Here is a 23,845-nt window from a genome sequence, read left to right as displayed (position 1 = left end):
GACAATTATCATTAAATATACCTACGATTATGGATAGAAGATCTGCCATGAAGCAATTGGCACTGCTTACCGGAGGGGTGGTTTTGATTCCGGCCTGCGACTTCAGCGAGGAATCCATCTTGGAAGCCTATGAAAACCTAAAGATCACCGCTTCTGAAAAAGAATTACTGACCCGTATCATCCATACCATATTTCCAGGAAACGTGCTCAAATCCGGGGAAGCGCTGCAGCTTCCCGATTTTGTGCTGGTGATGTGCAACGATTGTCTGAATGATACCCAGCAGGAAACCTTTCTAACCGGCCTCCGGCAATGGGAACTGTTTTCCAAAACCCATTTTGGAACGGAATTTTCCCAAATGGATGCCACACAGGCAGAAAACAGCCTTCGAAAAACCCTGGTTATGGATGGAGAGAAGGAAGCAGATACGGCAAGGGCTTTTATAAGCACGACTAAACGGTTTGCCTTGCAGGGCTACCTGAATTCCGAATACTTCATGACGGAAATCAAACCCTATGAATTGGTTCCCGCACGCTTTTACGGAAGCAAAAAGATTGAAAACGCATAAAAGAAACGTACGCCATGGCGAATTTGAATATTAATAGTAAAAAAGAAAACAGCTACGATGCCATCGTCATCGGCTCAGGCATGAGCGGCGGTTGGGCAGCCAAAGAGCTTTGCGAAAAAGGCCTCAAAACCCTGGTACTTGAACGAGGAAGGGAAGTGAAGCACGTTCAGGATTACCCTACCACCAACAAGATGCCCTGGGAATTTGAACACCGGGGGGCCATTCCCGAAGAAATCAAAAAGGAAAACCCCGTAGTGAGTCGTTGTTACGCCTTTCGGGAGGATGCCCAGCATTTTTTTGTAAAAGACCAGGAGCATCCTTATGTACAAGAAAAACCTTTTGACTGGATCAGAGGCTACCAAACGGGTGGCAAATCGCTGCTTTGGGCCCGACAGGTGCAGCGCTGGAGTGATTTCGACTTTGAAGGGCCTGCCCGGGATGGATTTGCGGTGGATTGGCCCATTCGGTATCAGGACATCGCTCCCTGGTACAGCCATGTGGAGAAATTTATTGGCGTTTCTGGCAATAAGGATGGCAGGGACAACCTTCCCGATGGGGAGTTTTTACCCCCTTTCGAACTGACAGCCGGTGAGTTGTACTTCAAGGACTTCCTACGTAAAAACTACCCCGAAAGGGAAATAGTCGTGGCGCGCTGTGCCCACATTACCGGCAACAAGGAATTTTATGCCAAACAGGGCCGGGCCCTTTGTCAAAACCGGACGCTTTGCCAGCGTGGCTGCCCTTTCGGGGGCTATTTCAGTAGCAACTCCTCCACCTTGCCCTGGGCTGCCAACACCGGCAACCTCAGCATGCAACACCATGCCGTGGTTCATTCCATCATCTACGACGAGGCCAAAGGCAAAGCCACGGGCGTTCGGGTGATTGATGCCAATACCGGGGAAACCACAGAATATTATGCCAAGGTAATCTTTTTGAATGCCAGTGCCCTCAACAGCAATCTGATTTTGCTGAATTCCACCTCCAACCGTTTCCCCAATGGTTTGGGCAATGACAGCGGCGTTCTGGGGAAATACGTGGCCTTCCATAACTACCGGGCAGGTATTTCCGGAGAATACGATGGCTTAAAGGAATATACCACTGAGGGAAGACGGCCCACTTCCGGGTACTTCCCGCGCTTCCGGAATGTTTACAAACAGGAAACCGATTTTCTGAGGGGATATGCGGCCGGATTCAGTGCTAGTCGAAGCATGATTACGGACTATTCCGGCATTGGAGAAGAACTGGAACAGGCGCTGACCCGGGAGGAATACGGACCCTGGCGGGTGGGTTCGCACATGATGGGCGAAACCATCCCGAAAGAAGAAAGCCAGGTAAGCCTGGACCCGGTTAAAAAAGATGCCTGGGGCATTCCGCAGTTACAGATTGCCATGGACTACGATGCCAATGACGAAGCCATGATCAAGGATTACCTGGAGCAGATGACCGAGATGTTTGAAGCGGCAGGATTCACCAATATCCGTACCCGGGATGACAAACGTGCCCCCGGCCTGGATATCCATGAAATGGGAGGAGCCCGAATGGGGAAAGATCCGGAAACCTCGGTACTCAACAAATGGAACCAGATTCACAGTTGCCCCAATGTATACGTGACCGACGGGGCCTGCATGACCTCCACCAGCACGCAAAACCCGTCCCTGACCTACATGGCCTTTGCCGCCAGAGCGGTAGACCATGCCGTGAAAAATATGGGCTGACAATTACATTTAATCGAAACCAAAAACTGGCTGATCAATAGGGATTGGCCGGTTTTTTAGGTTTAAACCGAACGCGGATCGTCCCATCCATCGATTCTAGGAATACTGGTTTTCATTCCGCTAAGGAAATTTTATCTTCTTCGAACCCAGCATCACGGTATGGGTTCAGGGCCAACAAATGGCCGCTTCGAATCCTCCGATAAGGGTTTAAAATGGGACAGGTACCGAGACAGCTATTTTAAATCCCGGCCCTTTTAATTACCTTCGTTTTTTCAACAATCAACCGACAACCCATGGAACTAACTGGAAAAATCATTCAGGCACTGGAAGAACAATCAGGTAACGGTAGAAACGGTACCTGGCGAAAAAGGGACTATATTATGGAAACCCCCGGGCAGTATCCCAAAAAAGTTTGCCTCACCGTATGGGGAGATAAAATCGACCAATTCAACATTCAGGAAGGTGCTGATCTTACTGCCAGTATAGAAGTAGAAAGCAGGGAATACAATGGACGCTGGTATACCGATGTGAAAGTCTGGCGGGTAAACAGCCAGGATACCGGTAACGGAGGTGGCGGAGCGGCTTCCGGAAACCAAAAGCAGGACCAGCCTGATGTCAGTACCTTCAGCGATGACAGCGAAGGAGATATCTTGCCTTTTTAATCCGCAATATTTGCGTAAACTGCAGGGCAGCTTTGGATTTAAAAACGTCAATTTCCGAAATCATGTCATCCATGGTAATTGAAGCGAATCGTTAAAAAACTATAATCGTTCCTTTTTTAGGTTGGCAAAGGGATAATTTGCTGGTATCATTTCTCCCAACCGAATGCTGGATCTTTATCCCCTGTATTTTTTACCTGGTATTTCCGAATAGAGATAATTTCTATAGACCTATCACTGTAATTGATTATTGGGTATATTGCTTTCCCATGGACGAAGTGGAAATGTGGCAAGGAATTATTATTGGTGCTGTTGGCGGTGCCATCGCAGGATTGGTCATTTGGCTGGCTGAACTGTCACGTCAGCATTACTTGAAAAAAAGCCATACCAAGCGGGTGTTGAAATGGCTGAAAGAAAATACAAAACCTAAGCATTCGGAGGTATGGCGTTCTACCAGAGCCATAGCAAGTCATAACAATTTATCGGAAGATAGGATCCGTTTTATTTGCAGTCATTCGGATAAAATTCGATTGAACACAAAAGATGGAAATGAATCAAAAGAACTTTGGAAATTAAAGCAAGTATGAAAAACCTATTCCGACTGTCCATGTTGTTTTTGTGCATTCAGGGCCATGCACAAGGTACTTATACCCACCAACCGGCGATTGAATCCCGGGCTGTTGACCTTCTGCATGAAGGGCAATTGACCTTCAAAGACCTCAACAAAAACAATCGTTTGGATGCCTATGAGGATTGGCGGCTGCCGGTGGAGCAGCGGATAGGAAACCTGCTCGGTCAGATGACTTTAGAGGAAAAGGTGGGTATGCTACTGATTAATACGCTTAATGCCGGGGAGTATGGCCATATGACAGACCGTGCGGTCCAATTCATTGAGGATGAAAAGATGACCCGGTTTGTATTTAGAAATGTGCTTAAAAATAACCCTGAGCGGTCTGAATCGACCAATTCTTTTGGCGGGGCACAGATCAGCCCCTTTGAAGCGGCCCAGTTTACCAATTCCATCCAGGAATTGGCTGAAACTACCCGACTTGGCATACCCGTGGTATTTAAGTCCAATGCCCGAAACCATGTAGACTTTGATGCCAGAGCAGGCATTAATGTTTCCTCAGGTTCATTCTCGGCCTGGCCCAAGGAAAGCGGTCTGGCCGCAACCCGTGACATGGCGTTGATTGCAGATTTTGCCAAAATAATGGCCAAAGAGTGGACATCGGTTGGCATCCGTGGAATGTATGGGTACATGGCCGATCTTTCTACCGAACCCCGCTGGTACAGGGTGCATGAAACCTTTACCGAAGACAGCGAACTGGCCTCCGATATCATTTCCACCCTTGTCAAAAATCTTCAAGGTGAATCCCTGAATGCCAAAAGTGTCGCCCTGACCATCAAACATTTTCCTGGTGGTGGGCCGCAGGAAGGTGGCGGAGACCCCCATTACGATTATGGTAAAAATCAGGTGTATCCTTCCAATAATTTTGATTACCACCTGGCGCCATTTCAGGCGGCCATTGATGCAGGAGCCTCTTCCATCATGGCCTACTATGGCATTCCGGTGGGGCAAGCATACATGCCCAACAATGTAGGAATGGCTTTTTCAAAGGGAATTCTCACCGATTTATTACGGAATAAGCTGGGATTTAAGGGGTATATCAATTCGGATACCGGCATTATCGGAGACCGGGCATGGGGCTTGGAAGATAAAAGCACAGAGGAACAAATTCTCATCGCCATCGAGGCGGGGACTGATGTATTGTCCGGTTTTAATGACAATAAGCAGCTACTTTCCTTGGTTCAATCGGGGAAACTTTCAGAAAGCCGGGTGGACCTTTCCGTGGAAAGGCTATTAAGGGAACAATTCGAACTGGGCTTGTTTGAAAACCCCTATGTGGATCCCAACCGGGCAGCTTACCTGCTGGGTAATCCGGCCCACCAACGAAAAGCGGATATCGCCCAGCGAAAATCCATCGTATTGCTTCAAAATAAAATGAACCTTCCCATTGCCCTTCCGGAAGAAGGTGACTCCCTGATGGTCTATACCATGGGCGTAAACCCGAAAGTATTTGAGGACCGGTCCTGGGCTGGCATCAAGGCAGTGGCAGGAGATCAACATTCCGGCGAGGAAGAAACCCTTGCCCCCATCAGTGAGGGTACTGAACTGGCGATCATCCGTGTAAATGTATCCAATAGTGGCGGAAGAGAAAGCGGACGGATGTTTGGTGCGGCGGACCCCAAAGAACTGGATTTACTCGCCTTTTCAGTAATGGAGGGCTCAACATCCTGGGAAATTACCCCCTCTTTAAAAGACATAAAAACCATCATGGAAAAGGTAGGACCTGAAAATACGGTGTTGGCCATCGATTTCAGGCAACCTTATGTTTTGGATAAAAATTCGGGAATTCTGAATGCCGGAGCCATTTTGGCTACATTTGGCGTTACGGATGGGGCCCTTTTGGACATCCTCACTGGAAAATTCAAGCCTACCGGAAAACTTCCTTTTACCCTGGCCAACAAACCGGAGGCGATCGTGGACCAGGCCCCTGATGCACCGGGATATCCCGAAGAAGATACACTGTTTCCCTTTGGTTTTGGATTGACCTACTGAGATTGATACTTCGGGAAACTAAATTTACCGCAGGCCACGTTCGGACTGACCAGAAGGGGGTGAGATCAGCGGAAGGTGCTATTTTTCACCCTGACTTTGATCCAGTCAGGTATTATTTTGCGACCCAGGTATTGAAAAATCCGCATCAAAGCAGGTCACCGTAGAAAGCTACCGGTTTGTTATAACTTTTATCGGGGATGCAGCCTGCCGAGGAAACGGGGTTGCAGGGTAGGTGCATGTTCGGAACGGATCCGTTTTCCCTTATCGACAGCTCTGCCCAAACGTCCGGGTTGGGGTTGATAGGACTCAGTTGATCCCGTTCTCCGTAAATGGTACCGCCCAGATGTATCAGGCGATTGCTTTCCTGAAACAGCACACGGTTTCCTTCCAACGTGTAGGTTCCCTCAGCAAAGGACCGGTAGCCCAAAAACGCTCCCGATCCAGCCTCCCGATACCCGATCAATTGCGCATAAGTACCATTTTCATAATAAGTAAACCATTCCACCCGGTCCATATCCTGGTTTTCCTCGTATTCAACCATCTTCCAGGTACCCACAAGCTCCACAGGGAATATCGGGGTTTCCGTATCGGTACATGAAAAAAGGAAGACAACAGCTAAGGAATACACCTTTTTAAATTTCATAGAAAAAACATTGTATTCTTATATTTTAAAGAACATTATTAGCTGTTTATAGTTGATTTAAATATCTTGCGTAACGTGGTTTTATAGACTTTAAAAGGAAAACCTGCTAAGAAACATTAATTCATACCCCTATTTATTCTTATCATTTTCAAAGGATTCATCGCTCCAATAGAAGAAAAGCCAGGCAACAATTTCATGTGGCATGCCCTTTTTGTTAGAAATATCAACCTTAAATTAAATCATCCATGAATCAATCCATGCCTGTATTATTTGCATTATTATTTTTTAGTTCTGTTTTTTTGGCCAATGGCCAATCACCAACACCGACACCGACAAGTAGAACGCTTATTACCGATGTTTATATCTTTAATGGAAAGGAAGCTACCCTTTTAAAGGGTAACCTATTAATTGAAGGTAATCTAATCAAACAAATTTCTTCGAACCCCATTCCTGTAGACAGAAGCGCAACCACCCAAATCGTTAATGGAGAAGGGAAATATGTGATTCCAGGTTTAATCGATGCCCATTCCCATATGATGTTTGAAAGTATTCCCAAGGTAAAGGCCATGACATCATCCTACGCTTATATTGCTTTATTTGCTGCGCAAGCGGCGGAAAAGCAGCTATTAAGGGGTTTTACCACGGTCCGGGATTTGGGTGGGGGTGCCATTGTTTTGCAAAAAGCAATTGATGAAGGTTTGGCAGTGGGACCCAGGATTTTTCCTTCCGGAGCTTTTATTTCGCAAACGGGTGGGCATGGAGATTTTGGCCTTCCTACTGATGTTCCGAGGGATATCGGGGAAATGTCTTACGCTGAGCAGAATGGTATGGCGGCCCTGGCAGATGGGGTGGATCAGGTTTTATTGCGCTCCCGTGAACAATTAAGGCAAGGTGCCACACAACTAAAATTGATGGCCGGTGGTGGGGTATCCTCCAACTATGACCCGATTGATGTGATGCAATACAGCGAGGCCGAATTTGAGGCTGCCGTATCAGCTGCAGAAAACTGGGGAACCTACGTCACGGTGCATGCGTACACGCCTGCAGCCATTCAGGCAGCCATCAATGCGGGCGTAAAGTGCATTGATCACGGACAATTGGCCGATGAAGCAACCGCAAAACTTATGGCAGAAAAGGACATATGGTGGAGTTTACAACCTTTTTTGGATGATGAAAATGCCAATCCCCATCCGGAAGGTTCTGAAAACAGGCGAAAACAATTGATGGTCACCAATGGAACAGACAACGCCTATAGACTTGCAAAAAAATATGGTATTAAAACGGCTTGGGGAACAGACTGTTTGTTTGATGCTTCCCTTGCTTCAAGGCAGGGAAGACAATTATCAAAACTAACACGCTGGTTTACCTCTTTTGAAATCCTTAAAATGGCCACTTCCACCAATGCGGAATTATTGCGAATGAGTGGAAATAGAAGTCCCTATCGGGAAGGTAGGTTAGGCGAAATAGCTGAAGGGGCATATGCGGATTTGATTGTTGTGGATGGAAACCCGATCGAAAACATAAAATTGATAGAAGACCCGGATGCCAACTTTCTGTTGATTATGAAAGACGGGGTGATCTATAAAAACCTGCTGGGGGAATAAAAGCCCCTTTTTGATTTCCAATTGTTAAGGACTCTGATTTAGGCAATATTTTAGGGGTCTTATTACCTAAAATAATGTGGTACATGGTACCCTTCTCATTGACATTTCTAAGAATCAAATTTCAATAGGATGAGAATTCCAGCTGCGCTTTTCTTGACCATCATCATGACATTCTGTATTACCAAAGGTCTGGCGCAAAGCGATTCAGTGGTTGTAAAAAGCGATCACTTCCTGCTTGGAGAGATTAAATCGATGGAAAGAGGGGTTTTGGTAATCAAAACCCCTTATAGCAAATCTGATTTTAGGGTAAAATGGGGTGAAATAAAGGCCATCTATTCCGAATCCCTGTTTATCACTTCCACCAAGTCCACAAGCAGAATGTATGGAAAAATCAGTAGCCCCGAGGTAGGTTTATTAAAAATCACTTCTCTTCAAGGAGATGAAATTACCTTTCCCGTGGAAGATATTTTATATATCAAATCCGTAGACAAGGGGTTTCTTGATCGGATAAGTGCCAGTATCGATTTGGGATTTACCCTGACCAGGGCAAGGAATCAACGACAATTTTCTACCCGAAGTCATATTGGCTACATCACAGAAAGGTGGTCTTTTGATGCTGCTTTTAATAAACTGGTTACTGCCCAGAATGAGGCCGAAAAAATTAGCAGGGGAGATGGAAACCTGCAGGGTATTCATTTTTTACGACAAGGTTGGTTTACACTGGCCAGGATGGAATACCTATACAATACTGAGCAATCCTTAAACTTGCGAGTGAATACCCTGCTGGGCGGTGGAAGAGATGTAATTAAATCAAATGCGATGTATTGGAGGATTTTTGGAGGAGCGGCCTATAACAATGAGGATTTCGTTGGGGAAACAATGGACCGGGCAAGTGCAGAAGCCTGGATTGCCTCCGAAATAAATCTTTTTGACATGGGTGATTTGAGCCTGCTTTCCAATATCTTCGTTTACCCCAGTTTGACTGAAAAGGACCGGGTAAGGGTGGATTACAGATTGGACCTTACTTATGACCTGCCCCTGGATTTTTACATCAAGACGGGTGTGACTGTAAACTATGACAACCAGCCTTTTCAATCTAACCGTTCCCTGGATTACATCCTGCAAACCACATTTGGATGGAGTTGGTAGCAGGCAAAACGGATACTAAGAATTGAAACCAAACCTTCAATTGAAATTTGGGATAAACCGATAGTTTGATTAGGATTATAAAAAAATTGACGATGTAAGTGCTATCAGCCAAGGGTTGTAAACGTTTTTAAATGAAACTATAATTCGGAGAAAGGAAAATGGTCATAAACAAATTCCTCTAGATGATAAAAATAACTTTTCTATTTTCTTAACTCTTGGGCGGCATTACCAGTCTTTGGGTTCAAAAGCTGGATACAGTGCCGGGTGAAATCGTATTCGAGGAAAAATTCAACTATCCGGATGGAGCGCTGCCTGCAGATTGGCGGAGCGAAGGAGTCCCCGCATCCATTCAAAATAGACGGCTTTTTGTTGGTGAAGATACCCTGAAACCAAGGGTAGCCACGGCATGCTTAGACTGGGAGTTTTCTGACAACCTTCAGGTGGAGTTTGATGTTCATGTGGTCTCCTCCCAGGAGTTAGCCAATAACCTTAATTTTTTCTTTATGTATGCTGATCCGGAAGGCAGGAACTTTCGGGAAACAAAAAAGGAGCGAAAGGATGGTAACTATGCAAGGTACCATAAACTGAACGGCTATATTTTCACCCACCTGGCCAATGGCAGGGAGTCCCTAGCACGGTTTCGGTTCAGGTACAATCCCGGATTTACGCTGTTGGAGGAGTGGAATGGAGACGAGTGTAGAATAGGCACCACCTATCGGATCAAGTTGGTGAAAAAGGATCAAAAAATTCAATACTGGACCGATGGTAAATTGATCATTGACCAGGAACTGGAGGCATCGCGGCAACATAAAAAGGTAATAATAGGATTTCGAACCTACAGAACCTCCCTATGGTGGGACAATTTGGTGGTTAGGCAACTGGACTGAAGGGAATCAGGCAATAAATGAAAATTTTGTTTATATTTATTATACATCCCTGAACACTTGCTCCTTATGAGATTCCTCACCATCTTTTTTTTGGTCGTTTTGTCATCCTATTCAGGGTCAGCGCAACAATATGATTCCCTGTCCCCGATTGTATTTATTTACGATGCCAGCGGCTCCATGTGGGGACAAATAGACGGGAGAACCAAAATGGAAATTGCGGCTGAGGTGTTGACCAACTCGATCAACGGCCTTCCGGATAATCAACAAATCGGATTGGTCGCTTATGGACACCGGAATAAAGGTGATTGCAGAGATGTTGAATTTTTGGTGGATGTCAGCGAGGGAACGAAACCGGAGTTCATTTCCGAATTGCACGCAATCAAACCCCTAGGCATGACCCCGCTTGCCTATGCCGCCGCGCTAGTGATAGATCGTTTAAGCAAATCAGAAGCCAAGGCAACCATCATTTTGGTAACCGATGGGATTGAGTCCTGCGACGGAAACATATGTGAGGTAGTGAGGAAAGCCAAAAAAGAAGGAATTGATTTTCGCTTGCACATCATCGGTTTTGGCTTAGTCGATGAAGATACCGAGCCATTAAAATGCGCTGCGATGGCCGGTGAGGGTCGGTACTTCCCCGCAAAAGATGCCCTGGACCTGGGAGCGGTCCTGAATGAAGTTACTACGGCTACCATAGACAAACCCAAAAGCAACGCTTCGGTATATGCCGTAAAGAACGGGAAGCCCATTGATGCCATGGTTAAGGCTTATGATGTCGTTGGAAAAAGAGAGCCAATAAGTGTACGCACTTACCGGGACACGGCCTTTTTTTATTTGCCACCTAGCACATACAATTTTGAAGCAAGCCCGCTCGAAGGCAGTGATGTGAAAATGGTCACTGTTACCGACATAGAAAGTAGGGAAGACAGCCTGGTGCATCAGGAGATTAGTTTTGACGGCGGGAAATTCGGGATTTCGATCTTAAATAATGGGGACTTTTGGGATGCGATGGTAAAAGTGATTGACCAAAATGAAAATGTGGTTGCTTCTCTTCGATCCTATAATGCACCCAAAGAAGTAGAGGTTAACCCAGGTACGTATAAAATCACCATTCAGGCACTCGCCATGAACGGTATGGACACCTATGCGGAAATTGAAAATATTACCATTAAGGCAGGCGGAACTACTCCTGTTATGTTTGATTTCCAAACAGGGACTGTACATATTGACGCACGGGTAGCGGACAGATCCATTGACAGTATGGTTACCTTAACAGAAGAGTCCTCTGGCAAAAACGTAGCCGGAGGCCGTACCTATGATCGAGGAAAGGAATTTCTATTAAACCCTGGCATGTATAAGGTAAAAGTTACTCCACTAGGTGACTATAAGGACAGGAATGCACAGACTTTTACCTTGGAGGTAAAAAAAGCAGAGAAAATAATGAAAACCATTCATTTCTAACCCTTAAAGAATGGTGATGGGAAATTGGGCCCTGTTGGCCTGTATGCTCCAGGGTTATGGTATTACTCCCCACCAGTTTTGTGCAGCGGGACAAGGTCAAGGGGGAAAAAAGTAAGACCTATAGGCAAAACCGATAGCCCCAGCTAATTCCACTGATCCTATTGAGAAGCTTATATCTTCAAAATCACCTAACGAAAACCCGCGCGCAAACCACACCGCCGAAAATGAAATCACCGGAATGGGCTTTTTTGTGTCCAATTTTGAAAAACCCTTTCATGAGGACGTCGCCTATGCCAGCCTTACCTTCCACGGCAATCAATAAGATATATGCACGGGCCGAAAAGTAATTTTTTGGTCATTCCTTTAAACCGTTTTTCTACGACATGGCCGATCGTTTCCGGCGCATTTTCCGTTTTTTTAGGCAAGGTCCTACGAATGGTCCCCGCCCAGACGGCCTCATTGGACTGATTTTCGATCAGGTGCAACCTAAGGCTGCCTTCCTTGTAGGTGACCATGGGAACTTCCTTTAGTTTCCAGATATAAGTACCCTGACCAATATTCATAAAGATCTCTGTTGCCCGGTTGGTGTCCCGGGTTTGAACTTTATCCTATATGACTGTACCAAAGTTTAGCTGGAGAACCGGACTGGTGGAAGACTGGCGCAGTCCATTCTCCTCGATTTTTTTAGGCGATGGCTTGTGGCAGGTACCGGATGTTTTGTTCAAACGCTGGGGATCCGGTTTTATCGGCATCAATTTGGACAAAATCAAAGGATTGGTACTTACTTAAGTCAACGGTTCCATACCTATCCGAATCTACCAAAACCGGACTCCTGGCACATTGTAAACATGCCAGGAGTAGGCAAAATGACAGTACTCGGATGATTTTACTCATGATTCATTGGATTGTCACTTATATTTCATCAATAAAGGGGAGTTCCTGTAGCGTCAAATTTCGGATAGTACTGTGGATATAGGTGTCAAGCTGGAAAAATTTTGCTGCGTACCTTGGGGTGGTGGCCTTTTTGAATCTTTTATAATACTTCTGGTGTAATTTGGCCCGGGAAGTGGAATTTTTTAACAGGCTTTTGGAAAGATGATCTGCCGTTTCATTGTCGATTTCATCGTATTTGTTGAGGTATTCATTGATCAATAAAATACGTTCCCTTGAAAGCAATCGCCTTTCTCCTTCGTACTGTTGGTAAACCATCCAAAATCCTGAAGTCAACGATTCAGGGAGGTCCATAATCGCCTCTACCACTTGTTTTTTACCCATTCCAAATTCAGCCTGGATAAGGGTGATTTCATCATTGATGTCTTGGGCAAAGCACAGTTGGCCACATGAAATGGTGATTAGAAAGAACAGGATGAATTTTTTCATGATGTTGAGGTTTTATTTAAATCAGTAGGTTAATGTAAATTATTTTAACTTTTTAAGACTTTAATTTTGAGGTATTCGGAATACCAAACCACCATCGAATCCAAATTGGTACATGCTGGAATAAGTACTCAATCCGGCACTTGAGCCACCCGTCCCGAAAAAAAAGCCTCCTCCGATGGATTGCACGGCGGACATTAGGGACGCTTGGGCCCGAAAAGCCAGGTTATCCACCAGCCATAAATTGATTCCTCCCCTTACACTCAAGGCCAGTTTGGTAGTAGATCGTTGGTTATTCGTATCCGGATTGGTCAAAGAGAAAATCCCCATTCCTACTCCAAGTCCGGCGAAAGGTTCAATAAGTTGGTTTACCGGGAAATAACGGGTACCATCTACCATCAACCAATTCAGCCTCAAATCAAAATCAGTTTGCTGAACCTGTCCCCCTGAATTGGTGCCATCCTGGTATACCGTTGGTGCATTGGTGTTTTGCCGGAGGTACTTTATTTCCAATCCGCTCCGATCAGGGATAAGGTATTCTATGCCTCCTCCCCATCGGCCCCCATCCTGTATCTGACCTTCAAAATAAGAAGTACGAGAATAATAGGAGTCTACCCGGTCTTTGAATACATACCCTCCATAGGTATTCAACCGTATTTCCTGGCTGAACCCGATCTGGCTAAGCCCTATCAAAAAAGAAATTAGTAAGATTTTTTTCATAGTAGATCTGCCGTTTCTGATTTCCATAAAATCGGTAAATACCGTTTTGTGCCCCTCTACCTCCAACAACTTTTTAAATTAGAAAATAAAGTGTGTTCCATTTCGAATTCAACCTTTCATGGATAAAAAGATAATATATTTTAAAGATCAACTATTAAACATATATAATGTTTATTATTGGTTTAATTTTAATATTTAACCAACACCGATCAGGTTGACGCTGCCTGAAAATTTCTGTATCGTTGGAATCAGTCGAATAATGAAAAGAATAGGTAATGGATTGAATTATTTCCCCGACAAATTTTTTAGCTGGCTGTAATTTAATTAGTTACATTAATGCTGGTTTCGCATCCAAAAGCTTAACTAGAAATTCCAACCATAATAAGGGCATGGTTAATGCTGTACGGATTGATTATCTGATGGCCGGATAAAAGTTAATTTTTATTGAAATGATACGAAAGAAAAGTGTGTCCGTGAGGAGGAAGGGGAAATTTAGAATCGCGCATTTACCCGGGCTTTTTTGGAAAGCGGCGAAGATCTGGAATGACAACAATCCCTGGCGACTAGGCGCAGTAGTCGCCTACTATGCAGTATTATCACTTCCCGGCTTGCTGATTATTATTATCAACACGGTGGGAGCCATTTGGGGCACGGAAATCGTACAGGGGCAGATCACGGGTGAAATTTCGGAAGCCATAGGGCCAGATGCCGCCCAGGCAGTGATTGCCATTATAGAAAACACCCAAAAAGACGGCAGGACCATTTTTGCAACCATTCTTGGCATCGCCATCTTAATTTTTGGAGCGACAGGTGTTTTTTACCAACTCCAGATTTCCATGAATGAAATTTGGGGTGTAAAAATTGATCCCAAAGCCGGATACTGGAAAATCATCAAGGACAGGGCCTTGAGCCTGGCATTTGTCATGGCCATTGCGTTTTTATTGATTATTAGTTTTGTAGTTTCCACTGCCCTGACCCTGGTCAGTACTTACCTGGCGCGCTTGTGGGAACCTGGCTATGTGGAAATTGCCCAGGTACTGGAGTTTCTATTTTCCACAGCTGTGTTAGGATGTTTGTTTGTTTTGATATTTAAATTTATGCCTGACATGAAGGTTCATTGGCGTTCTGTTTGGCTCGGTGGATTTATTACCGCTTTTTTATTTAATCTGGGCAAAATTTTATTGAGCCTTTATTTTGGTATCGCCGAACCTGGCTCTACTTATGGTGCGGCGGGATCTGTGGTCCTGGTCTTATTATGGGTGTCCTACTCCTGTTTGATCTTGTTTTTTGGAGCCGCCTTTACCCGGGTATATGCCGAACGGTACGGACCAAGGCTTCACCCTGAGGATTTCGCCATTAGGGTGGAAAACAAAGAAGTTATCATTGAAAAGGGGAGTAAAAAATTAGGAAACTAACGTTTAACCGGATAAGAAAGGTATCATTAATCACCCTTTTTTTCCAAGTACCGTTTTCCAGCCCTTACTTTCTATCTCTTCAGCGGTATTTTCTACTTTTTCTTTGAGTGATTTTTTGAATATTGCCATTTTGGCCCCAGTCTCTTCCTCAAAGGCACCTACAATAGAAGCGGCCAGGATCCCGGCATTCTTTGCCCCATTCAATGCCACCGTGGCGACGGGGATACCGGAAGGCATTTGCAAAATAGAAAGGATGCTGTCCCAGCCATCAATGGAATTGGAGGATTTGACCGGGACACCAATGACCGGCAAAGTGGTCAGGGAGGCCACCATTCCCGGCAAGTGGGCAGCGCCCCCTGCCCCGGCGATGATCACCTTTATGCCCCTTGCCTTGGCATTTTCTGCGTAATCAATCATTCGAAGGGGCGTTCGATGCGCCGAAACGATCGTGAGCTCGTAACCGACTTCCATTTCTTCTAAAAATTGGGCCGCCTCTGCCATGACTGGCAAATCAGACTGACTGCCCATTATGATACCTACCTGAACCTTGCTCATGCTTTTATTTTGATTAATTCTTTGATTCGCTGTGCTTTTTCTTTGAGCCGATCCACATCCGCTTCCAATACCGTCACGTGCCCCATTTTTCGAAAAGGCTTGGTCAATTTTTTCCCGTAAAGATGCAAGTACACGCCCTTCATGTTTATCGCTTCATCCAGTCCTTCTACCAGTGCCTCTCCCGTATATCCGGCTTCCCCCAGCAAATTAACCATTGCCGCGGCACTACGAATACCCGTATCTCCCAGCGGCATGCCCATTACGGCCCGGAGATGCTGTTCAAACTGAGAGGTAAAATTAGCTTCTATGGTATGGTGACCGCTGTTATGGGGCCTGGGGGCAATCTCATTCACCAGGATTTCCCCGGTCCTGGTGACAAATAACTCCACTGCCAGCAAGCCCACCATATCCAACTTTTCGATCACCTCCACCGCCAGCGCTTGTGCCAGCTGATCTGTTTCCAAAGAAATGGCCGCCGGGGAAAACAAAAACTCCACTAGATTGTGTTCCGGATGAAAAGCGCATTCCACCGATGGAAAGGTCTTAACCTCCCCTTGTTCATTTCTGGCGACAATGACGGCAAGTTCCTTATCGAAATCAACAAATCTCTCAAGCAACCCTGGCGCGTCAAATGCTTTGTCAATATCCTGCGCCTCCCGAATGAGTTGCACCCCGCGTCCATCGTAACCTTCTTTTCCCAATTTATGCACGGCAGGCAGAAAATCCAGGTGTTGCTTGACATCTGCTTTGGTTTCCGTCAGCACAAAAGGGGAGGTAGGGATGCCCTTATCCAGGTAAAATTGTTTTTGCTTGCGCTTGTCCTGGATCAATTCAATAATATGCGGTTGGGGAAATATTTTCCTACCCTCCTTTTCAAGTTGGTAAAGAGCCTGGGTATTCACGTGCTCAATCTCTATGGAAATCACATCGCATGCTTTCCCAAATTCATACACCGTGTTAAAATCCGTAAGATTGCCCTGAACGAAGCGGCTGCAAAGGTCTTTACAAGGGGCCTCCGCATCCGGATCCAGAATATGGATGTCCAGGTTATAATTGATGGCAGATTGAATGAGCATGCGGCCCAGTTGTCCACCTCCTAAGATGCCTAAAGTCTGTTGCTGGTAATTTTTCTGCACAATCTGGCTGTTTTACATGGTTTGCAAACCCAAAAATAGGCATAAATACCGAATGGAAACAAAAAAACCGCCATTCCGGGCGGTTTTCATTTATTTAATTTACAGTAATAATTAGCTGGCTATACCGTCCTGCCGCCTATAACGCGGAATAGTATGGCGATTATAGCTAAGACCAATAAAATATGAATCAGTCCACCTACGCTATAAACAAATGCTCCTACAATCCATCCGATGACCAGGATGATCGCTATCAAATACAATAAAGAACTCATAGTGGTGTTGGTTAATGATGATTATAAATTTTATTTGAATAGTACCAATATTTATGCCAAACAAAATTTAATCATTATCAGTACCTGTTTTAGAGAGGTTTATCCCCATCAGTTCCATCAGGATTTTCGCATTAAAATTAGGGCAGGGGCCGGGCTTTATCTTGTAGTCAAACACGATTTCGTCCTTCTGTATATCATGATGAAAACTGTAGTTGGACATTGAAGGAAGACTACTTTCCAACTCACTCAATTCGATATCATGGGTGGAAATAATGCCTTTGGACGAGCTTCCAGCCAGTTGTCGGATCAGGGCCTCACTACCCATTATCCGGTCCGCCGTATTGGTCCCTTTCAGTATTTCATCCAAGAGGTAAAAAATCGGCCTACCTTCCTTCGCCAGATCCAGCAATCCTTTGATCCGGGCCAGCTCAGCATAAAATGAACTGATACTTTCTCCCAGGCTATCGGTATTTCTCATGCTAGTGTATAATTGAAAATGACCACAGCTAAGGGCTGCGGCAAAAGGAGGAACTCCCATACCCGCCAAAACCAGGTTGATGCCTACTGTCCGCATAAAAGTCGTTTTCCCAGACATATTGGAACCGGTAAGGAGAATGACCTGATCCTCCGCACCCATTTTAAAATCATTCGCCACGCAGTCCTCCGGTTTTATCAAGGGATGTTTGACCGCCGTCATTTTCAGGTCATCTGCTGCGGACCAACGAACGGGAGCCGATAGATTTTCCTCCCTAATAAAAGCGGCCAACGAAACCAACGCCTCCCAATTTTCGAACGTTTCTTCCCATTGCCGGATATAGCTTCCCACCCTTCTGTGCCAGCGCACCAATCGGTAAAGCACATAAAAATCTGTCCAGAAAAAGACGTTAAAAATCAGGTACATGAGATTCGTCCTGTTCTGGAGCAAAAAGGTCAGCCTTTCCAATTGATCCAAGGCCTTGGATGCCAGAAAACCATGGTTTTTTACGGGTTGCTGGAATCCTTTTAATAAGGGATGCTCAAACTCCTGCCTTTCGAGCAAATTTGCCCAGGCTTGCAGGGTTTTTAGGTCGCTGTCGTTTGGCAGGGCCTTCATCGCCTCCAGGAGGGGCTTAAAGACAAATCCAAGCAAAAGCAGGCCAAGTCCTATAAAAACACTTAGGTACACCGTCGGAAACCAGCCCAATAACACCCCCAGCAATACCAGCAGGCCCAGAGAAGGACCGATAATCATGGGGAATAGGAATAGCGGACTCCAATATAAGGTCTTTTCCAACCAGCGGTAGAAAGCGACCTTTGACTTTTCTTGTTTTAAAAAAGCCCTACCGAGTGATTCAAATATGAATAAAAAATCTTTTTTTCTGCTCAGTTCCAGTAATGCCTCTCGCTTTTCTTCGGCGGCCTTCGGCTGAAGCGGATTTCGGATCCATCCAGCTAACTTCTCTCGTCCCCCTTTGCTGACCGTATGGTTAAGTAATTGGAAAAGCGAATGTTTTCCAAACAAATCCAGGTCACTTGAAAAGGGATGGGTAGGATCGATAAAATCGGTTCCCGGATCGAAACCGGCCAATTTCCTTTCCTGCCGCTGATCCCCCATCCGATGGATGTCCAGAAGCGATTCGTAAAAACGTTCCCGGTCCTTTTGGGTGTTAAACTTTAATATCAAAACCACAAATACCCCACTTAAGGGAAAAAACAGCAATGCGGACCAGTGCGACTCGGAAATCCCCACGATTAAAACAATCCCCAGCAAAAAAAACAAGACTAACCGAGCCACTGACAGCATCAAAGCCTTTTTCCTGGCATCTTCCACTGATTTTTTCGGGTCGGCAAGGTCAAAATTGGTATTCATATGGATTGGAATTGGCGAATAAAGGGACAAAGATAAAAAGAATTTTGCTGGGTACCCCTCTTACCTAAAGCCGGACAAGGAAAGACAGGATACCCGGCCCGAACATGCGGAATTTCTGAGAAAAAACGGGGAGGTCTTTGACAGGTAACATTCAGAAGATCAGCCGTCCAAATAATTACATCTTGGCTGTTCAATGAATAAATATTATTTATTTTATTTTTAATTTCATTATACTGTTTGAAATCAAGCCTAAAAACCAAAACGGGAGGCCTGGACCACTATCAACTACATTTTTTTGAAAAAAAAAGGCAGTTTTAAAGCTATATCGGCAGGCGCATGTTGATTTTTGCTTTTCAAAATCAATTATATGTTTTGTTCATTTTTGAAGTAAAATAGTTGGTTTATTATTAGTAAAACAACGTATTCTATTCTACATTTCGTATACAAACAACAAGGTCATTGACTTTAGCATACGATGGGAACTTCGAATTTACGTTTGGTTAACTGGTTTGTAGTAGCCTTCCCACTGATGGTCTTTTCCTGCATGGAGCCTGATTTGGAAGATCCGGCTCCCAAAATGGAAATGATTTCTTCCGAAGAAGTGGCTCATACAATGGGGCTTATGGAAGAGGTAGATCTGTTGGCTTTATCGGCCTTGCAACAAGACTTAACCCAACAAAAAATCAGTCCCTTAGTGGAAGTTTCCAGTTGCCCAGGCTCGATTTTCCGACGTGACGAGAAAAACAAAAGAATACGGATAGATTTTGGGGATGGTTGCGTTTCTAGCCGTGGAATTGAAAAAAAAGGAATTGTAATCATCGATTATACCGATGAATTTCTGATAAAAGGAAGTAAAGTAACCATTGCGTTCGAAGATTTTTACTTAAACGGGCATCAATTGAAAGGCAGCCGATCGCTGGAAAATCTAGGGTTTGAGGTAAACAGCCGAAGTCTTCGGATTTCATCAGTGACGAGTGATTTTCAAATGACATCCCGTACAGGGAAGACCTTCAATTTAAATTTGGATTACATTAGAAATTTACATTTATCAACGGATAAGAAAGGGTTTCGGATTTACCTGGAGGGGTATGGCAACTTATCCTCATCGGACGATCAGAAGACATCATTCGAGATCATCCATCCGGTAGTCTATTTGCAGGAATGTATGAACTCAGGCCTGTCCATTCCTTCGAAAGGAAGTGTGCAGCTTAAAGGTGAAAAAGATTTACAGGTGTTAATCACATTTGATTCGGAGGGTTGTACCCCCAACCCTTGAAAGAAAGAGTTTATTTTTTTGAAGATTAATTACGAGTGAAGTAGGAAGTGAAGTTGGTTGAATTTTGGTAGTTGGTTATTTTTTAATGTAGGGTTTGCCCGGAGCCTCTTAACTTGGTAGTAACAGAGGCTCCGGCTTTTTTTACCCTTTGATTTCAGGTTTTCCCTCGGGAAAAAAGTGATGCAAATCACGCTGAGGAAAGGGAACTTCAATATCATTTGCCTCCAGCGATTCTTTAATGGTTTCCATATTGTCCCAAAACACGGGCCATAAGTCGTCTGCATTCGCCCAGCATCGTACCGATAAATCCAGAGAATTATCTCCAAAATTGGTAAAATAAACGGCGGGTGCCGGCTCCGTAAGTATTCGATCGTCCTTTTTCAGGGTGTCCAGAATGACCTGACGGGTTTTTTTCAGATCAGTGCCATAGGCTACTCCCACCGCCATCTCAACCCGGCGCGTGGGTTTAATAGATAAATTAACAATGCTATTATTTGCAAGGGCACCGTTAGGTATGGTGACGACTCGATTATCAAAATTTCTGACGGTGGTATATAGAATGGCGATGTTTTCGACCGAGCCCAAGGTTCCCTGCGCCTCAATGGTCTCGCCTACCTTAAAAGGCTTGAAAACCAAAATAAGAATTCCTCCGGCAAAATTTGCCAGGGAGCCTTGCAGTGCCAAACCCACGGCCAAACCAGCAGCACCTAGTACGGCAATAAATGCAGTAACCTCTACGCCCACCGTGGACAGGATGATTAAAATCAATACCACATACAAAAACCCTTTCAGAAAGCTATTCAAAAAAGAAGTTAAGGATGGATCAATATCGTATTTAGCGAAGATCTTATTGAGTGCCTTCAAGGTAAAATTGATTACCCATTTACCGACAAAATAGACAATTACAGCAATGAGAATGCTTGTTATAGCATCTAAAATAAACGGGAGGGCACTCGCGAACACTCCTTCGTAATCTATAGTATCCATATCCATAGGTTAATTATGATTTTAGGTTAAAATTTAAATTACAAAATAATATTCACACCCAGCAAATAACTTGCCACCTAAATGCCCAATGCCAGGAAATTTTATATTTTTCAATGCCAGCAGCGTTCAATAATCGCTCCCAATCCCCTCTTGAAAATGCCCTCAAAACCGAAAGTGGAGCATCATTTTTTACCATTTGAGAATGAGAAAAGGCTGCTGTCAGCCATTTAATGCTATGATAAGCTAAAAAATGACGGTGGAGATCATTAATCACCAATCCGATCCTGGTACGCTTCCTGAGGTTGATTAGCATCCGAACCAATTCCTCATCTGTAAAATGATGCATAAATAAGGTGCAGGTCTGAATGTCCACGTCTTCCGTCAAATAATCCGCATCAAACACGTTTCCTTGCCTGAATTCAATATCAGGATAGTTGAGCAGAACGTTTTCTTTTGCCAGGGAAATAATATTCGGATTGGCATCTATGCCGATGATTCGCAGCACGTATCCATTTCGAATACTCCAGTCTTTCATTACCAGGGTCATGTCGCCTCCTCCACATCCCAGATCAGCTACGCTGTAGGGGCGGGCGGCATTTTTTCCAACCAATGTCCGAATCCCGGAAGTGGTCACTTCATTTCCCCCCAGCAGGCGATTGATGGTCTTAAGCTCTCGCAGGGTTTGTTCCAGCTCCCTGCCGCTGCAATGCAGGTCGTCCATCAATTCCTTCGTGTAGGATCTTTTGGAAAACCTGCTCATGACTTATGAAGTAGTAAGGTTTCCAGGGTAAGGCCAGGACCAAAACCCATGGCCAAAACATTTCCTTCCATGGTGGCATCTTTCATAATCGCAGATAGGACATATAAAATGGTTACCGAAGACATGTTTCCAAACCTTTCCAGGATTTGATGCGCATGCAGGTTCTGCTCTTCTCCGATGCCAAAAGCCGCTTCTATTTTTTTTAAAATCTGTTTTCCTCCCGGATGGATGGCAAAATGATTGATCTGTGCAATGTCGAACTTCTTCTCTAGGTTTTTCCTTAGTTCATGAATACCACGATTCAGTAGGTCCGGAATGTATTTACTGAGCCTCATTTCAAAACCAAAATCACCGATGGTCCATGCCATATCGGTTTCACCTTCTATAAGGATATTACTCTGGTATTTTCGTATAGAAAGGCCCTGTTCGGCATTTTTCACCAATACCGCAGCGGCCCCATCTCCGAAAAGCGCATTGGCGATCACATTGTCCTCATTGTATTCTTTTTGAAAATGAATGGTACACAACTCCACGCCTACGATAATCACCTGGGCATCGGGCTCACTGCTGCAAATCCTGTCGGCCAGTTTGATGGCGTTAAACGCTGCATAACAACCCATAAAGTGAATCGCATAGCGCTCAATGGTATTTTGAAAACCCATTTGCTGAATAATGTCCAATTCGACCCCAGGGGCGTACATTCCGGTGCAGCTTACTAAGATCAGGTGGCTTATCTTTTCAGGACCCGTGTCAGCGTCTTGCAGGCAATGCCGAATGGCTGTGGTTGCCAGCACAGGAGCTACCTTACGAAACACCTGCATCCTACTAGCCGTCCCGGGAAAGGGCTCCAGACTATTGTTTTTCGGAAAAAAATCAAATCGTAAGGGATCCTCGTGATGAAAATCGTTCAGCGCACTGTAGCGCTCCCTAATTCCAGACTTCCGATAAATAAAGCCCAATTTCCTACACTCCTGCGCGTCCAACCCATGAGCCATTTGCATGAATCGACTGATCTTGTCCTGCGGTATTGGTATTCCCGGATTGGCCAGTCCTATGCTGACTATTTGGCTATTCATGGATTTTATTTTAGATTTTATTTATTGTACTTTTCAAGATAAGTAAAAAACAGTTGCCGCAACGAAAAGTTATCAAGGTTTATAGATATGTTCAAAAAATCAAACTGGGAACACCTAAGAATTCCCTTTTCTTATTACTTGATGCCGGTATATTGGTTTGCCCTGGCAAGCGTTCCGGAGCTGAATGCCCTTCGCGCTTTGGCGGTATGGTTGGTATTACACTTGTTATTATATCCTTCCAGCAATGGGTACAATAGCTATTTTGACAAAGATGAAAAAAGTATTGGAGGATTGAAGAACCCAAAGAAGGTGACCAAAGGTCTTTATTACCTATCCCTGACGTTCTTTTTGATCGCATTGGTAATTTCCCTAACCGTAGATGCTCTCTTTTTTTGGATGGTACTGGTATACGGTCTGGTGTCCATGGCATACAGTCACCCCTCCGTGCGGCTTAAAAAATACCCCTATCTCAGTTGGCTCACGGCCGGGTTTTTCCAGGGTGCCTTCACCTTCTGGATGTGTATTGCAGGAATAAGCGATTCCGGATTGGTTTGGCCCCTGTCCTGGGAGCATTGGATGCCGGCCCTGTTAACCAGCTTGCTATTACTTGGCTCCTATCCACTCACGCAAATTTATCAGCATGAGGAAGACCTCAAACGAGGAGATCTAACCCTGAGCATAAAGCTGGGTATTTTTGGTACCTTTGGCTTTTCCGCCATCTGGTTGCTTTTGGGCGGCCTGGCGTTTGCGGGATACTTTGTCAGTATTGATAAGCCCTGGGCGGTTTGGCTTTTTTTGCTAGCCATGTTTCCGGTAGTAATTTATTTTTCCCTATGGTTTATTTTGGCCCGAAAGGATCCGGAAAGCTATGTATCTCACCGGATGAGCATGTGGATGAACAAGATTTCTGCCACCGCCCTGAATGCTTTTTTCATTTATCTGGTCTGGCAGGCACAGACTTCGGTGGCCTAGCTCTGAATAGGTGCCGCTAATTAGGCTACGCTTCCATACTTAATATTTTCCTCAAGGCATACGATTCACGGAACAATGAAGCCTTTTCCTGCAGTCCCTGGCCTGAAGGTACCATTCAACTACAATTTTGATGAAGGTGGCTGCCA

At 44.8% G+C, this 23,845-nt stretch carries 24 protein-coding genes; 12 read left to right on the top strand and 12 right to left on the bottom strand.

Annotated elements, in window-relative coordinates; genetic code table 11:
• Positions 1-29 precede the first annotated feature (29 nt).
• The 5 genes from GJQ68_RS08320 to GJQ68_RS08300 all read left to right on the top strand — a co-directional run bounded on the left by GJQ68_RS08320 (position 30) and on the right by GJQ68_RS08300 (position 5,560).
• The gene (locus tag GJQ68_RS08320) at positions 30-566 is read left to right on the top strand and encodes a gluconate 2-dehydrogenase subunit 3 family protein (protein ID WP_162416836.1); all 537 of its coding nucleotides are present in this window, start codon (positions 30-32) and stop codon (positions 564-566) included.
• Positions 567-580: 14 nt separating this feature from the next.
• Positions 581-2,281: a GMC oxidoreductase gene (locus GJQ68_RS08315; RefSeq protein ID WP_162416835.1), complete on the top strand. Its 1,701-nt coding sequence runs from the start codon at positions 581-583 to the stop codon at positions 2,279-2,281.
• Between the two features lie 293 nt (positions 2,282-2,574).
• Positions 2,575-2,943: a DUF3127 domain-containing protein gene (locus tag GJQ68_RS08310; RefSeq protein ID WP_162416834.1), complete on the top strand. Its 369-nt coding sequence runs from the start codon at positions 2,575-2,577 to the stop codon at positions 2,941-2,943.
• 266 nt (positions 2,944-3,209) lie between these two features.
• Positions 3,210-3,527 carry a hypothetical protein gene (locus GJQ68_RS08305; RefSeq protein WP_162416833.1) on the top strand — a complete coding sequence of 106 codons (318 nt, stop codon included), beginning with the start codon at positions 3,210-3,212 and terminating at the stop codon, positions 3,525-3,527.
• On the top strand, positions 3,524-5,560 hold the full coding sequence (locus GJQ68_RS08300) for a glycoside hydrolase family 3 protein (protein WP_162416832.1): 2,037 nt from the start codon (positions 3,524-3,526) through the stop codon (positions 5,558-5,560). Before GJQ68_RS08305 ends, GJQ68_RS08300 begins: the two co-directional genes overlap by 4 nt.
• 145 nt (positions 5,561-5,705) lie before the next feature.
• On the opposite strand, the gene GJQ68_RS08295 is transcribed toward GJQ68_RS08300, so the two are convergent.
• A complete protein-coding gene (locus tag GJQ68_RS08295) occupies positions 5,706-6,203 on the bottom strand; it encodes a hypothetical protein (protein WP_162416831.1) in 498 nt (165 codons plus the stop codon).
• 245 nt (positions 6,204-6,448) lie between these two features.
• On the opposite strand from GJQ68_RS08295, the gene GJQ68_RS08290 reads away from it, so the two are divergent.
• The 4 genes from GJQ68_RS08290 (at position 6,449) to GJQ68_RS08275 (ending at position 11,304) form a co-directional block, all read left to right on the top strand.
• On the top strand, positions 6,449-7,807 hold the full coding sequence (locus tag GJQ68_RS08290; protein WP_162416830.1) for a metal-dependent hydrolase family protein: 1,359 nt from the start codon (positions 6,449-6,451) through the stop codon (positions 7,805-7,807).
• A gap of 129 nt (positions 7,808-7,936) precedes the next feature.
• Positions 7,937-8,956, top strand: a complete 1,020-nt coding sequence (locus tag GJQ68_RS08285) for a DUF481 domain-containing protein (RefSeq protein WP_162416829.1) — start codon at positions 7,937-7,939, stop codon at positions 8,954-8,956.
• Positions 8,957-9,171: 215 nt separating this feature from the next.
• Positions 9,172-9,843: a DUF1961 family protein gene (locus tag GJQ68_RS08280; protein WP_162416828.1), complete on the top strand. Its 672-nt coding sequence runs from the start codon at positions 9,172-9,174 to the stop codon at positions 9,841-9,843.
• A gap of 66 nt (positions 9,844-9,909) precedes the next feature.
• Positions 9,910-11,304 (top strand): vWA domain-containing protein, encoded by a 1,395-nt coding sequence (locus tag GJQ68_RS08275; RefSeq protein WP_162416827.1) that lies wholly within the window; start codon positions 9,910-9,912, stop codon positions 11,302-11,304.
• Positions 11,305-11,603: 299 nt separating this feature from the next.
• Here GJQ68_RS08275 and GJQ68_RS08270 read toward each other — a convergent pair whose 3' ends face one another.
• The 4 genes from GJQ68_RS08270 to GJQ68_RS08255 all read right to left on the bottom strand — a co-directional run bounded on the left by GJQ68_RS08270 (position 11,604) and on the right by GJQ68_RS08255 (position 13,401).
• Positions 11,604-11,867 (bottom strand): DUF4136 domain-containing protein, encoded by a 264-nt coding sequence (locus GJQ68_RS08270; protein WP_162416826.1) that lies wholly within the window; start codon positions 11,865-11,867, stop codon positions 11,604-11,606.
• Between the two features lie 121 nt (positions 11,868-11,988).
• A complete protein-coding gene (locus GJQ68_RS08265) occupies positions 11,989-12,198 on the bottom strand; it encodes a hypothetical protein (protein WP_162416825.1) in 210 nt (69 codons plus the stop codon).
• 18 nt (positions 12,199-12,216) lie between these two features.
• Positions 12,217-12,684 carry a hypothetical protein gene (locus GJQ68_RS08260; protein ID WP_162416824.1) on the bottom strand — a complete coding sequence of 156 codons (468 nt, stop codon included), beginning with the start codon at positions 12,682-12,684 and terminating at the stop codon, positions 12,217-12,219.
• 60 nt (positions 12,685-12,744) lie between these two features.
• On the bottom strand, positions 12,745-13,401 hold the full coding sequence (locus GJQ68_RS08255; RefSeq protein ID WP_162416823.1) for a porin family protein: 657 nt from the start codon (positions 13,399-13,401) through the stop codon (positions 12,745-12,747).
• Between the two features lie 449 nt (positions 13,402-13,850).
• Here GJQ68_RS08255 and GJQ68_RS08250 point away from each other — a divergent pair, with 449 nt between their 5' ends.
• Positions 13,851-14,816: a YihY/virulence factor BrkB family protein gene (locus tag GJQ68_RS08250; protein ID WP_162416822.1), complete on the top strand. Its 966-nt coding sequence runs from the start codon at positions 13,851-13,853 to the stop codon at positions 14,814-14,816.
• A 30-nt stretch (positions 14,817-14,846) separates the two neighbouring features.
• On the opposite strand, the gene purE is transcribed toward GJQ68_RS08250, so the two are convergent.
• The 4 genes from purE to GJQ68_RS08230 all read right to left on the bottom strand — a co-directional run bounded on the left by purE (position 14,847) and on the right by GJQ68_RS08230 (position 18,628).
• Positions 14,847-15,371 (bottom strand): 5-(carboxyamino)imidazole ribonucleotide mutase, encoded by a 525-nt coding sequence (gene purE / locus GJQ68_RS08245; RefSeq protein WP_162416821.1) that lies wholly within the window; start codon positions 15,369-15,371, stop codon positions 14,847-14,849.
• The gene (locus tag GJQ68_RS08240; protein WP_162416820.1) at positions 15,368-16,507 is read right to left on the bottom strand and encodes a 5-(carboxyamino)imidazole ribonucleotide synthase; all 1,140 of its coding nucleotides are present in this window, start codon (positions 16,505-16,507) and stop codon (positions 15,368-15,370) included. Before GJQ68_RS08240 ends, purE begins: the two co-directional genes overlap by 4 nt.
• A 119-nt stretch (positions 16,508-16,626) precedes the next feature.
• Positions 16,627-16,779, bottom strand: coding sequence for a lmo0937 family membrane protein (locus tag GJQ68_RS08235; protein ID WP_162416819.1), 153 nt, complete (start codon positions 16,777-16,779; stop codon positions 16,627-16,629).
• A gap of 67 nt (positions 16,780-16,846) precedes the next feature.
• The gene (locus GJQ68_RS08230) at positions 16,847-18,628 is read right to left on the bottom strand and encodes a MutS-related protein (RefSeq protein ID WP_162416818.1); all 1,782 of its coding nucleotides are present in this window, start codon (positions 18,626-18,628) and stop codon (positions 16,847-16,849) included.
• A gap of 475 nt (positions 18,629-19,103) precedes the next feature.
• On the opposite strand from GJQ68_RS08230, the gene GJQ68_RS08225 reads away from it, so the two are divergent.
• Positions 19,104-19,904, top strand: coding sequence for a hypothetical protein (locus tag GJQ68_RS08225; protein ID WP_162416817.1), 801 nt, complete (start codon positions 19,104-19,106; stop codon positions 19,902-19,904).
• A gap of 141 nt (positions 19,905-20,045) precedes the next feature.
• Here the strand turns inward: GJQ68_RS08225 and GJQ68_RS08220 are convergent, their stop codons facing one another.
• Genes GJQ68_RS08220 through GJQ68_RS08210 form a run of 3 tightly spaced genes read right to left on the bottom strand, consistent with a single transcriptional unit; the run spans position 20,046 to position 22,727 of the window.
• Positions 20,046-20,897 carry a mechanosensitive ion channel family protein gene (locus GJQ68_RS08220; RefSeq protein WP_162416816.1) on the bottom strand — a complete coding sequence of 284 codons (852 nt, stop codon included), beginning with the start codon at positions 20,895-20,897 and terminating at the stop codon, positions 20,046-20,048.
• A gap of 46 nt (positions 20,898-20,943) precedes the next feature.
• A complete protein-coding gene (locus GJQ68_RS08215; RefSeq protein ID WP_162416815.1) occupies positions 20,944-21,651 on the bottom strand; it encodes a methyltransferase domain-containing protein in 708 nt (235 codons plus the stop codon).
• Positions 21,648-22,727, bottom strand: coding sequence for a type III polyketide synthase (locus GJQ68_RS08210; RefSeq protein ID WP_162416814.1), 1,080 nt, complete (start codon positions 22,725-22,727; stop codon positions 21,648-21,650). Before GJQ68_RS08210 ends, GJQ68_RS08215 begins: the two co-directional genes overlap by 4 nt.
• Before the next feature lie 87 nt (positions 22,728-22,814).
• On the opposite strand from GJQ68_RS08210, the gene GJQ68_RS08205 reads away from it, so the two are divergent.
• Positions 22,815-23,699 (top strand): UbiA family prenyltransferase, encoded by an 885-nt coding sequence (locus GJQ68_RS08205; protein ID WP_162416813.1) that lies wholly within the window; start codon positions 22,815-22,817, stop codon positions 23,697-23,699.
• Positions 23,700-23,845 lie beyond the last annotated feature (146 nt).

It is taken from the genome of Cyclobacterium roseum (assembly GCF_010119225.1).
In the GTDB taxonomy this organism is placed as follows: Bacteria; Bacteroidota; Bacteroidia; order Cytophagales; family Cyclobacteriaceae; genus Cyclobacterium; species Cyclobacterium roseum.
Note: the sequence above shows the minus strand (reverse complement) of the source record. Positions and strands in the feature narration are given on the sequence as shown.

Coding starts and splice junctions, on each gene's coding strand:
- GJQ68_RS08320 (WP_162416836.1), top strand. CDS start 30: ATGGATAGAAGATCTGCCATGAAGCAATTGGCACTGCTTACCGGAGGG.
- GJQ68_RS08315 (WP_162416835.1), top strand. CDS start 581: ATGGCGAATTTGAATATTAATAGTAAAAAAGAAAACAGCTACGATGCC.
- GJQ68_RS08310 (WP_162416834.1), top strand. CDS start 2,575: ATGGAACTAACTGGAAAAATCATTCAGGCACTGGAAGAACAATCAGGT.
- GJQ68_RS08305 (WP_162416833.1), top strand. CDS start 3,210: ATGGACGAAGTGGAAATGTGGCAAGGAATTATTATTGGTGCTGTTGGC.
- GJQ68_RS08300 (WP_162416832.1), top strand. CDS start 3,524: ATGAAAAACCTATTCCGACTGTCCATGTTGTTTTTGTGCATTCAGGGC.
- GJQ68_RS08295 (WP_162416831.1), bottom strand. CDS start 6,203: ATGAAATTTAAAAAGGTGTATTCCTTAGCTGTTGTCTTCCTTTTTTCA.
- GJQ68_RS08290 (WP_162416830.1), top strand. CDS start 6,449: ATGAATCAATCCATGCCTGTATTATTTGCATTATTATTTTTTAGTTCT.
- GJQ68_RS08285 (WP_162416829.1), top strand. CDS start 7,937: ATGAGAATTCCAGCTGCGCTTTTCTTGACCATCATCATGACATTCTGT.
- GJQ68_RS08275 (WP_162416827.1), top strand. CDS start 9,910: ATGAGATTCCTCACCATCTTTTTTTTGGTCGTTTTGTCATCCTATTCA.
- GJQ68_RS08270 (WP_162416826.1), bottom strand. CDS start 11,867: ATGAATATTGGTCAGGGTACTTATATCTGGAAACTAAAGGAAGTTCCC.
- GJQ68_RS08265 (WP_162416825.1), bottom strand. CDS start 12,198: ATGAGTAAAATCATCCGAGTACTGTCATTTTGCCTACTCCTGGCATGT.
- GJQ68_RS08260 (WP_162416824.1), bottom strand. CDS start 12,684: ATGAAAAAATTCATCCTGTTCTTTCTAATCACCATTTCATGTGGCCAA.
- GJQ68_RS08255 (WP_162416823.1), bottom strand. CDS start 13,401: ATGAAAAAAATCTTACTAATTTCTTTTTTGATAGGGCTTAGCCAGATC.
- GJQ68_RS08250 (WP_162416822.1), top strand. CDS start 13,851: ATGATACGAAAGAAAAGTGTGTCCGTGAGGAGGAAGGGGAAATTTAGA.
- purE (WP_162416821.1), bottom strand. CDS start 15,371: ATGAGCAAGGTTCAGGTAGGTATCATAATGGGCAGTCAGTCTGATTTG.
- GJQ68_RS08235 (WP_162416819.1), bottom strand. CDS start 16,779: ATGAGTTCTTTATTGTATTTGATAGCGATCATCCTGGTCATCGGATGG.
- GJQ68_RS08230 (WP_162416818.1), bottom strand. CDS start 18,628: ATGAATACCAATTTTGACCTTGCCGACCCGAAAAAATCAGTGGAAGAT.
- GJQ68_RS08225 (WP_162416817.1), top strand. CDS start 19,104: ATGGGAACTTCGAATTTACGTTTGGTTAACTGGTTTGTAGTAGCCTTC.
- GJQ68_RS08220 (WP_162416816.1), bottom strand. CDS start 20,897: ATGGATATGGATACTATAGATTACGAAGGAGTGTTCGCGAGTGCCCTC.
- GJQ68_RS08215 (WP_162416815.1), bottom strand. CDS start 21,651: ATGAGCAGGTTTTCCAAAAGATCCTACACGAAGGAATTGATGGACGAC.
- GJQ68_RS08210 (WP_162416814.1), bottom strand. CDS start 22,727: ATGAATAGCCAAATAGTCAGCATAGGACTGGCCAATCCGGGAATACCA.
- GJQ68_RS08205 (WP_162416813.1), top strand. CDS start 22,815: ATGTTCAAAAAATCAAACTGGGAACACCTAAGAATTCCCTTTTCTTAT.